7 protein-coding genes are annotated in these 8,990 nt (G+C 41.8%); 2 read left to right on the top strand and 5 right to left on the bottom strand.

The window, feature by feature from the left end; all coding sequences use genetic code 11:
* Together Q0A12_RS09870 and Q0A12_RS09875 are read right to left on the bottom strand one after the other, a co-directional pair.
* Positions 1 to 381 (bottom strand): hypothetical protein (locus Q0A12_RS09870; RefSeq protein ID WP_291292482.1); only part of this gene is annotated, 381 nt, incomplete at its 3' end.
* Positions 382 to 717: 336 nt separating this feature from the next.
* Entirely contained in the window at positions 718 to 2,541 is a 1,824-nt protein-coding gene (locus Q0A12_RS09875; protein WP_291292483.1) for a heavy metal translocating P-type ATPase, read from the bottom strand.
* Positions 2,542 to 2,835: 294 nt separating this feature from the next.
* On the opposite strand from Q0A12_RS09875, the gene Q0A12_RS09880 reads away from it, so the two are divergent.
* Positions 2,836 to 3,012, top strand: coding sequence for an acetyl-CoA carboxylase (locus tag Q0A12_RS09880; RefSeq protein ID WP_291292484.1), 177 nt, complete (start codon positions 2,836 to 2,838; stop codon positions 3,010 to 3,012).
* Positions 3,013 to 3,118: 106 nt separating this feature from the next.
* Here Q0A12_RS09880 and Q0A12_RS09885 read toward each other — a convergent pair whose 3' ends face one another.
* Genes Q0A12_RS09885 through Q0A12_RS09895 form a run of 3 tightly spaced genes read right to left on the bottom strand, consistent with a single transcriptional unit; the run spans position 3,119 to position 6,929 of the window.
* A complete protein-coding gene (locus tag Q0A12_RS09885; protein WP_291292485.1) occupies positions 3,119 to 5,314 on the bottom strand; it encodes a legume lectins beta domain protein in 2,196 nt (731 codons plus the stop codon).
* Positions 5,311 to 6,339 (bottom strand): DUF916 and DUF3324 domain-containing protein, encoded by a 1,029-nt coding sequence (locus tag Q0A12_RS09890; protein WP_291292486.1) that lies wholly within the window; start codon positions 6,337 to 6,339, stop codon positions 5,311 to 5,313. The genes Q0A12_RS09885 and Q0A12_RS09890 overlap by 4 nt, the downstream gene beginning before the upstream one ends.
* 14 nt (positions 6,340 to 6,353) lie before the next feature.
* Positions 6,354 to 6,929: a WxL domain-containing protein gene (locus Q0A12_RS09895; protein WP_291292487.1), complete on the bottom strand. Its 576-nt coding sequence runs from the start codon at positions 6,927 to 6,929 to the stop codon at positions 6,354 to 6,356.
* A gap of 211 nt (positions 6,930 to 7,140) precedes the next feature.
* Between Q0A12_RS09895 and Q0A12_RS09900 the strand changes: the two genes are divergently transcribed.
* Positions 7,141 to 8,658 carry a helix-turn-helix domain-containing protein gene (locus Q0A12_RS09900; protein ID WP_291292488.1) on the top strand — a complete coding sequence of 506 codons (1,518 nt, stop codon included), beginning with the start codon at positions 7,141 to 7,143 and terminating at the stop codon, positions 8,656 to 8,658.
* Positions 8,659 to 8,990 lie beyond the last annotated feature (332 nt).

Below are 8,990 nucleotides of genomic sequence, written 5' to 3' on the forward strand. Positions count from 1 at the left end.
ATTAAAAATAAGGCTTTCATGTTCCTGGTCCTTCAAGGAATAACCACAAGATTCTTTATTTAAATTCGTATAATCATTCTCGATCATTTGGATGATTTCTTCTTCTGTCAAGAATTCATCCCGCACAAGAATCAACGAATTCAATAAAACAAACCGTGAATCATAGCCAAGTATTTCTGGGAACAGTTCCCAAAAGTTTGAACCATCTATTTGTTTTACAGCACATTTGAAGGAATCGATCAATTGGTGAATGTAGGCGTACACTTTAGGATAGTCTACCTCCACAAGGTCAAGCACTGCTTTGTCGATCACTTTATCCAAATAGTCAGTTGTTTCTTTATAAAGCATTAAATCAATCACGTGAATTACCAATCCTTTCATACGGATAGTTCACAGTAGACCCACTGAAACTTCCTACATATATATATATCATAAAATCGACTAAAATTATTCTCAATTTGAGGGAATAACGAAGAAAAATATGAGAATAACGCCTAAAAACAGCCTTCGCAATCGGTTTCACTAAAAGGAAGCACATTTGTCTCACTAAAATAAATCTTTGGATAACTTATCTATCACTAGAAAATAACTTCTTTTGGCAGAAACTGCGCAAAAAAAGCCCTGACTTCTGCAAGCACTCCTGTTTAGCGGATTGATTTGTGTCAAGAACCACAAATCAATCGCTAAGGGAACTGCTTGTTTGTCACGGCCCTTTCGTTAATGTGCCTGCTGATTGATCATAACTCGTTGGGGAGAATGATCATTCTTCGCCCGAAGTGCTGAAAGAATGGATACTGTGTCGATCACTTCTTGTAAAAGTGCACCAAACAATGCGGGAATCACCCCTGTACTGGCGATCAGCATCAAAACAATACAGATAAAAATACCAAGCAAGACCGATTGACGAGCGATTCTCATGGTATCTTGGGAAATTTGTACCGCTTGAGAAACTTTGCTTAGATCATCTTGCAAGATCACAGTATCGGCTGCTTCGGTAGCTGCGCTGGTTCCATGGGCGCCCATCGCGATCCCCACATCGGCAGCTGCTAAAGCTGGAGCATCGTTGACACCATCCCCCACCATAATGATCGGACGTTCAGATTGCTCTGTCTGTTGAATGACGGCAATTTTTTTTGCTGGCAAACAGTCTGCTAGAACAGTCTCAATACCTGCTTCTGCCGCAATTTTCTGAGCCACGAAGGCTTGATCGCCGGTCAACATAATCGTTTTTTTCAACCCTTGATGACGCAGCTGTTCAACGGTTCCCTTGGCTTCTTTCCGTAATGTATCTTCAAAAAAGATCGTTCCGGCCCATTCTCCATCTATGCCAACACAGACATTGGTCTTGGCTTCATCTACGCCGACTGCTCCGACAAACGCGGGCTTCCCGATTTTGATCCTGTGACCAGAAACCGTGGCTTCGATTCCCTGCCCTACAACTTCTTTCAAATTCGAGACTGGCAGCAGCGCTAATTTTCTCTCGAGTGCAGCTGCAACTAATGAACGAGCCAAAATATGGGTAGAATCTTGTTCTGCACTGGCTGCTAAGCGTAACAACTCTTCGACGGAAAGCTGGTCCTCATTTACCGAGATTTTCTCAACATGCAGTTTGCCTTCTGTCAATGTACCCGTTTTGTCAAAAGCGATCGTCTTGGCTTTGGCTAATTTCTCAATAGTGGTGCCATTCTTCATAACGATCCCATTACGACTGGAACGACTCATGCCGGCGACTAATGCCACGGGGGCTGCTAAAATCAATGGGCAAGGAGACGCTACGACTAAGACTTCTGCAAAACGAACAGGGTCCTTTGACACAAACCAAGCAATTCCTGCAATCACATAAGCAGCCAAAGTAAAGGGAACTGCATACTGATCTGCCAAACGCACAAAACGCGCAGGTTTTGCTTCGGATTCTTTGACTAAACGTACAAGTATCTGGTATTGACTGTCTGCCGCTTTTTTTGTCACTTCAAAGGTAATCGCGGTTTCCCCATTGACGGAACCAGACATTAGTTCATCGCCGGGATTTTTCTCTACAGGTTGCGATTCACCGGTTAAAGAAGACTCATCTACCAGCGTACTGCCTTCCGTGACACAGCCATCCACGGGAACGATTTCTCCGGGACGGACAATGACCAAATCACCAATAGTTAGTTCCTCGACAGGAACATCTTTCTTATCATTGAGTCGATGGGCTGTCTGAGGCGAACGCTGCAGAAGCTGCCGAAGTTCTCGACTGGCTTGTTTGCTGGCATATTCTTCCAGACTATCGCCACCTGTCAGCATGATCAAGACCATTAAGCTGGCCCAATATTCCCCCACCACAAGTGTAGCGACAATCGCTGTGATTGCTAACAGATCAACGCCATATTTTCCTGAACGTAATGTTTGAATCATATCAATCAGCATCATCAGCGCAGTCAAGCCCCCGATGATTGCCACCAGAGCAAATGCAATGCGAGGTTGTCCAAAGCCAAATTCAGCGATCAATGCCGCGGCACCTACACCGATGGCAATCAAAAATTTACTTAAACGATTCATTTTATCCACCTCACCTTTCACCAAAAGCGTAACACTTGCATGGCGCAAATGAAACAAAAAACCGTTAAATGAGAAAGAGAATCGTTAACGCACCAAGCTTTTAGACCCTTTCAGCCATAGTTCACCGACGCTTTTAACAAACAGCTTTTTTGTGAGAAACTCGCCTCTTTGTCACTGGTTCGTTCTTGGCAAAAAGAGTCGCTTTCTTATAGAACAGCATTATCTCAGACAGATATTCATTGACCATGTATAATGGATAATAGGTTAAAAGAGCTGGAAAAGGAGGTGTGTCCAATGAAAAAACACTGTCGCTGCGGAAACAAACTGGTTGGCGATGAAACGACATGTGCCGCCTGCAAGCAGAATAAAAAACAAACCATCGAGTCTCTTGAAAAATTTGTCAAATATGGCAGTTTTGCTTTAGCTGCCCTTTCCTTAGTCTTAAAAGTAGTGAAAGATCGAGAAAGCTGATTTACCATCTTTGCTTAACAAGCAAAAAAAACGCCAAAAATGGCGTTTTTTTTTGTGGAAAAACCTTCGATCCATCAAAGATTTTTCCATTCTTGACCAACGTGCATTAGTCTGTAATGGTGCTATCTAACTGCCAATTTACATTTCCTTGATAGGTCCCGGGGGTAAGAGAGTCTATCTGGGGGGCAAAACGTAAATAACAATCATACTGAGTTAAATCAAGGGAAAGATGTTTGTTCGTTTGAGTGTTCGCCTCGAAAAGCACTTTCTTATCTGATGTAATGGTACAAAACAGCGAGTGATCATCAGGATCGTATAAGACCAATTGAACCTCATCAGCCAGAGCCTTTTCTTTGTCTAAAAAAGCGGTTGTTTGACCGGACAACTGCCAGGTTCCTTCGCTGGTATTGCTGATTTCAAGAATCGAACTGGTTGCTGTTGAGACCTCTAGCAGCACCCATCCCTCCGAATCCATTGCCCGTGCCAACTCATTGATGGTTACAGTTTTTCCCATGAGTGATTCCGGAGCAGATAGCAGTTGGACAATTCCTCTAAAGTCAATGGCAAAATAGTGGATTGGGGAAGAATTGCCTTCAGTATCAACAACATAACCAGCAAAATAATAGTGGGTCCCGGGGGTAAGACCGCTCGTATCTAATTCTAACGTATATTGAAAAGGATCGGACAAATCACTACGCTGAATCACTGCTTTTTGTGAAAAATCAGCGGTTGTCAGTTCTTTTTCTTGTGCATAAAAGTCACTGATAAATAATTGCGCTTGCGTGGAATTCTTGTCTTCTAAAGTGATCTGTGTATAAACATTTCGATTCTGCCGCTGGATCGTCGCTGTTTTTTGCGCCTCTAAGACAGTCGCAGCACCAGCAGTCAATGACGGCGGTAGAATGCCTTTGATCGTATACACATGGCTATCATCACCACCTGATTGCCTACTTGATACGAAGGCATTGCCATTAAAAATAGTCATTGCTGGGATCACTTCTTCAATATTAGTATCTTTCGGAACCCCTTGATAACGAACAGTAAAGTGAAGGAGATAGCCATTCCCTCTGGTCATTTCCGGTAAAGTAGCTGTGAGCTGCTGAGAATCTCTCGTATATTCGAGAGCAGTTCCGCCACTGGGTAATGCACCCGTCATAAGGTCATCGGCATTTCCAAAATACACATTGTCTACGATGACGAGATTCTCCGGCAGTGCAAGTGTGACTTTGATTCCGGATCTCAACGCAGCCAAATCACTGGTTTGATCATAGTTAATGTAAGTCGCATAGGTGATTTCTTTCGTCGCATCAACCTTAACCGGTTCCGTCACTTCAAATTCCGTATCTAACAAAAGGTTTCCTGTGTCTGCTTGGAAAATACCTGTTCGTAAATCAATATTCACTAGCCCTTGAACATCTACAAAAGAAACGGCTTTATTTTGTGCATAGCCGCCATTGGCTCCTGTAAAGCCAAAATAAACCGGTGCCCCATTAGTCAGATTTAGGTTGCTTTTAAATGTGGCATCAACAGGAATCGTTACATCAACATTGAAATCTGGCACAGCGTAATGAAACTGCTGGGCAGCTTTGTTATAGTCCACGATAAACGTATGCCACTTGCCGTCAGAAAGATCAGTGACTCCAACGGTATTGTTGTGATGTAAAACTTTGTCATACTTCAAAACGATCCCATCGTTTTTATAGGAACTATTCGCACCTGGGTACGCCCAAGCAATATGATGACCTTTAGTGGTCACTTCTTTATCCATAGAATAATCCGTACTGAGAACAGAGCCATCGTTATTGTAATAGGTATCAAATTCAATGGCGATACTGTTAGGAATTGCGCCTTTATTTAAAGGATCAGTTCCAGTGATCGTTGCCCAAACACCAAGCGTGGAACCCGCATCTGCGGCAATCGCTTTTGGTCCACTGCTTTGCATCACAAATGCCAAGCCATCGCTATCATTTGCTGTATTTTCAATGAAAAAGGCCATCTCCAGATGAAAATCTCTGGTAAATGAGATGGGATTGTTAAACCAGACCGCACCACTGGAATTCGTGGTACTATCATTGATCTGAACATAGTTAAAGCCCTCTTTACCTTGCGCAGATCCAGCTTTTCCAGCAGTGGAAATCATCGATTGATTAATCGGTAATGTGGAAAAGCTAGGTGGGACAACCGCCGCCTGGGCAGTTGTGTAACTGCCTAAGAAGAAAGCAATTGTGAGAGCGAGTAGGAACACGCCAGGGAATCTGCTTCTGAAGCGCATCACTGGGGAATGATGTTTTCGCTTGTTCATTCACTTTCCTCACTTTCTTCTGATTTTTTGCGTCGTTTGATCAATAGAATAAAAATAATTGCCACTAGCACAATGATCACTGCTATCAAAAGATAGAGCAATGTGTATTTTTGTCCAATCGCAGCAGCATAAATCGTTGTCCGATTGATTGCTTTTGCTGACTGAGGATCGATTTTTACCGTATCATCAAAAACCCATGTGCCTTTTTTAGATGACAATTCGATGCGTATCTTATACGTACCAGCTACAAGTTCTTCTTGCTCAAATTCACTATATAGATCTAATTGAGAATTGGGAGCAAATTGGAAGTTCTCAGCCTTAAAACCACCAACGACTTCATTCTCTTGGTTCCGAATAGTGGTGACCACTGAAATATTGCCAAAAGCAACGGGACGATCGTTACTGATACTGCTCATTAAAGTCGGTAACCCATTTTTTTCGACTGCTTTTGTTTTAATCAATGCCAGTTCCGGTTTTGGTAGCTCATTTAAGCTTTGGCGTAATCGAACACCTAATTCTAGTTGATAGCGGGACTGAAGAGTCGCCTTTGTTTCAGAAGGTGTTGCCTGCCGGATTTCTTCAAATAAAAAGGCACCTAAGATTTCTCCGGTAAAGGTGGTATCCTTTAAATCCAGTGTAAAGGTCAGTTTCTTTTGTTCGTTTGGTTGCAGTTGAACTTCTTGGTGGGGCTTGGTAATGAAACCAGTAAAAGATTTTCCTGCATACTTTTCAGCTGTCTGTTTTTTCTGATAACTTATGATACCTGTCGAAGCAGTAAAACTGTTTTGTGCATCAGCTGCAATGGTGATCTCTTCAGAACTTGTATTGTGCAGGACAATTGTCAACTCTTGCAGGGTCTCTTTCTTTACCAGCAAGTCAAAATAGGTGGCGTCACTCGCTTGATTTTGGGGAAGTTCTGGCGTTACATTGAATTTTGTGGTCTCAGCATAACCACGAGTCACCGGAAAATAGACTAAACTGATTAAAAAGAAAACCCATGCGACATTCTGAAGAAATTTTTTCATTGTCTTTTTACCTTTTAATCCGCTTGGTATGAATTCGTCAAAATCCAAGTGATCGTTCCTTTATATTCTCCGCCACTAACATTTTGTTTGGGGATCGTCAATGTTGTTTGAGAAAAATCAATGGTGTTGATCGCCAATCCAGTTGTGCCGTTCGCTGTTGCAATTACGGTAGGATCCGTGGCTCCAGCAACCAAATTCGCACTGGCATTCAACGTTGAATCGCCCTCTGTTTCCGTCCCTATCAGCGTCATCTTAGCATTTGCCAACTGCTTCTGATCTGTTGTTTCCAGTTTCGAAAGTTTGGCGGTCAGCTGCCACCCTACTGTGTTAGGACCACGAAAGTCAGACACAGAGGTTGTTTGTGTATCCTGCGTTTTTACGGGTTCGCCAGATTGACTCACCTCAGCAATTGACTTTGCACCAAAATTAAAGCTTGAGACCGTGTCAAGGGAAAGATTTCCTGCTTGGATCGTTAGCGATGCTTGACTGGATAATTCTACAGTGGGATTTGCTTCCTCAGCGAACACAGCAACCGGGAGTGCTAAACTTCCTAACCCTAAAACTCCTAATACCAACATCCTTTTTTTCATCATTCATTCCTTCTTTTACGTTTATTTAATGAGTGATCAATCCATTGTTCGCAAAAAAACTATCATGTATTTCTCAACCTTTGCTTTGCATTCCTGCATTGACTTCTCATTTGTACTTAGTATAATCAAAAGTGCCTAAAAGAGGGTTTGGGAAGTCTCCAAAACGACCCTCCTGTTTAGCGTAAATTTGGAGCAAAAAAGGAGAATTCAGATGTACAGAGAGTTCATTTCTCCCGCAGAAGAAAAAAAGCTAGAAATTTTCAAACTTGTTTGTAATACAAATGGTATTACATTATTAAAGCTGTCAAAAGTGTTGCAGATTCCGCTTAAAAGTCTGCAAAAACATATTTATTTCCTTAATGAAGACTTGAAGCAACTGTCCGTTGATTTGGCATTGTCAAAAAATTCTTATAATCAGTATTATATTGAAATAAAAACAACGGATGCTCCTTGTTATTCTCAGTTGATTTACTATTACTTGCTCAATTCTCCACAATATCAACTTGTCCAATACTTGATCAGTCACACCAATTCATCGATGGCTCAGTTGTGCAGCGACCTTCACGTTAGTCAGTCACATATGTATCGTCTGGTAAAAAAAGTCAATCAGATCCTCAAACCTTTCCATTTATCTGTGATTACCAATGTCGAAAATACCATTGAAATAGCAGGAAAAGAGATTGATATTCGGATTTTCATCTACAGCTTTTTGACGCAAAGTGCGCCCTCCTATCTGTCACTGGTACCAAATACTACTTTTTCTGAGGCGGAACGATTCACTGATTTCTTTGATTTTGCTGGATTGGATCAGCTAACAAAGAACAAACTCTATGCTTTTTGGAAGACAATCATGATCCGTACTTCACAAAAGAAGTATGTGCCTGAGATTCCTGAAAAGTATCAAGCGCTCTTAAATTTCTATGCCTTTTTGCCCGAAGAAGTGCTTGATTCCTTTCCTTTGTCAGTGAGTACGATAAAAGAAGAAACAGTTCAGGCAGAATATTTGTATCTGAATTTCTTTCTACATATCTTTCTCCCTGCCGCTGTCGACCGTGCAAAAAATACCGATATCACGGATGCCTTCCACCAATCAGAAAAACCATTGGTGCAGTTTTTTTCCGGCATGATACAAGATTGGCAACAGACTTTTGTGCCAGCAATGGAAAAAGCTGATTTTGAGCAACTATTGAATAGCTGTCTGCTTTTTTTCAATCTCTCGATTTTGATCGATGTCGATTTGTTAGAAGTCTGGAACTTGGAATACAGTTTGCTGACCGACGACACGCTTTACCATGATGACCGGACTTATTCCGCCATCGCCAGTCTCCTGACCCAGCATGCACAGCAGTATCCTCATGCTGATTTTGACAAGGAATTCTTTGTCAAGAAACAACTCTCTTATTTGACTCAGCTCCTTTATCTTGAAACCCGGATGCATGAGACCCCCAAAATCCAAATCTATGTGCGGACCACGATCCAATACCGCACAAAAAAAATGATCGAAACTCGGATTCGTGCCATCTATTCTGAGTCCTCTGTTTCCTTTACACAGGACATCGAACAATCCGATCTGATCATTACTGATAGTTATGAAGAAGTTGCCGTGACCGAGAAACTGCTGCTGCTATCAAGTATCTTGAATTCGCTTGAATGGGAAGCACTTTTCGCGAAAATCAATCAAACATTGATGAAAAAAATGTTTGCTCTCAAACACCGCTTGACCTCTTAACTATTTTTTTCTTCTATTATATAAACGAAAAAACGCATCAAGGAAGCGACACTCTTACCAGAGCGGTGATAAAAGTACCTGACCAATAAAGAAGATCCCTCAAAACATACTAAGATTAGAGGGTAGGGTCAGTGACGGCTGATTCTACCCTCTATTTTTCTTTTTGGATTATAGTGAGAAGTGAGAGAAAGCTCGAACATAGTCCCATGAGCGTAGTATAAGCCCGCAGTAAAAACCGAGCTTCTTCACTGACATTCTTGAATCAGGTTTAAGTATGTTGGGGCTTCGAGCCCGTGTATAGGAAATTGGAATCGGAATGATTGAGTGAAGAA

Source organism: Enterococcus sp. (assembly GCF_022711995.1).
GTDB lineage: Bacteria > Bacillota > Bacilli > Lactobacillales > Enterococcaceae > Enterococcus_D.

Excerpts from the sequence above, each read along its gene's own strand:
- Q0A12_RS09875 (WP_291292483.1), bottom strand. The coding sequence starts at position 2,541 with ATGAATCGTTTAAGTAAATTTTTGATTGCCATCGGTGTAGGTGCCGCG.
- Q0A12_RS09880 (WP_291292484.1), top strand. The coding sequence starts at position 2,836 with ATGAAAAAACACTGTCGCTGCGGAAACAAACTGGTTGGCGATGAAACG.
- Q0A12_RS09885 (WP_291292485.1), bottom strand. The coding sequence starts at position 5,314 with ATGAACAAGCGAAAACATCATTCCCCAGTGATGCGCTTCAGAAGCAGA.
- Q0A12_RS09890 (WP_291292486.1), bottom strand. The coding sequence starts at position 6,339 with ATGAAAAAATTTCTTCAGAATGTCGCATGGGTTTTCTTTTTAATCAGT.
- Q0A12_RS09895 (WP_291292487.1), bottom strand. The coding sequence starts at position 6,929 with ATGAAAAAAAGGATGTTGGTATTAGGAGTTTTAGGGTTAGGAAGTTTA.
- Q0A12_RS09900 (WP_291292488.1), top strand. The coding sequence starts at position 7,141 with ATGTACAGAGAGTTCATTTCTCCCGCAGAAGAAAAAAAGCTAGAAATT.